This is a genomic window from Clostridium sp. CF012, from assembly GCF_018861755.1.
Lineage (GTDB): Bacteria > Bacillota > Clostridia > Clostridiales > Clostridiaceae > Clostridium_AD.
This window is the reverse complement of the sequence record NZ_JAHLEF010000102.1, coordinates 1-1,247: the sequence shown is the minus strand read 5'-3', so window position 1 is coordinate 1,247 and position 1,247 is coordinate 1. Positions and strand designations below refer to the sequence as shown.

Below are 1,247 nucleotides of genomic sequence, written 5' to 3'. Positions count from 1 at the left end.
TTTGCATCTTCTTTATAACACCCATTCTTTTTAGCACAGTTTTTGCATTTATCTACATTAAAATAATAAGTTATAACTTGATTTTGGCCAACGTTTTTCTTGCCCTGTTTTGCTTTTCTAGAAGCCATGTGTCCTGCCGGACATACAAATAGATCTGCATCTTTATTAAACTCAAATTCATCTTCTTTTTTTCTAGTTCCTTGTGAAATTACAGGATTTAGTTTTGATATTAGTGCAATTTTATTTTCTTTAGCATATTCTAAATTTTTCTTCTCTGAGTAAGCTGTATCTCCAATAACTTCATTAACATCTACCCCAGCTTCTTGACTTTTTTCTATTAATGTTATTAATTCTTTTCCATCACTCTTTTCTCCAGTAGTAATTACAGCAGCCGTAATTAAACGTTCTTCACTCATTGCAAGGTGCGATTTATAACCAAAAAAAGAGCTATCTTCAGTTTTATGACCTGTTCTTGCATCCTCATCTTTTGATAGTTTTAAATTTTCTAAGTCGTCATTAAAAGCTTCAGTTAAATAATTTAATTTGATCTTTACAGCTGGGTTTACCGCAAGTTCTGGCTTAGCATTTATGCTGTCTATTAATAATCTGCAGTACTCCAAAATATCCTCAAGTACTCCAGTTGTAACTTTAGTTGGCAACTCTTCTTTAATTTCTGGTTTTATCCCATACAATGTTTTACGTAAGTTTTTTGCGCGTTCCAATAATTCTTCTTGTGCTGACTTTTGATTGTAGCGTGATTTTGTATGCGTAGCATCAACTATTATTGCTTTACTTTTTAAAACACCTTCTGCTATAGCAATTTCTACTGTTTTATTAATTAGTAAATCTAGTAAATTCATATCTTTAAGGCGCAGCTTTCTGAATTTGGTTAATGTACTTGAATTTATTAAATTTGTTTCTTCTGGAGCTAGATTTAGAAAGTATTTAAAAGACATATCATAAAGAGTCCGTTCAACAACATCTTCATCAGATAATTCGTAAATTATTTTTAAAAGCAAATATTTGAATAGCAAAATAGGATCAATGGCACCTCTGCCCATTGATGTACTATAATTAACCATTAACTCATCATAAACAAAAGAAAAATCCACCAGGTCATTGATTTGTTTTAAAATATTCTCTTTAGGTATAATTAATGAATATAAATTATGGTATTTGTTAACTTCTATTTTTAACTGTCCTTTTAGCATAATAATCTCTCTCCTTTAATTTTATCCTACTATACA

1 protein-coding gene is annotated in these 1,247 nt (G+C 29.9%); it reads right to left on the bottom strand.

The window, feature by feature from the left end; all coding sequences use genetic code 11:
• Positions 1-1,211 (bottom strand): transposase (locus KPL50_RS26465; RefSeq protein ID WP_216301450.1); only part of this gene is annotated, 1,211 nt, incomplete at its 3' end.
• Between the last annotated feature and the right edge of the window lie 36 nt (positions 1,212-1,247).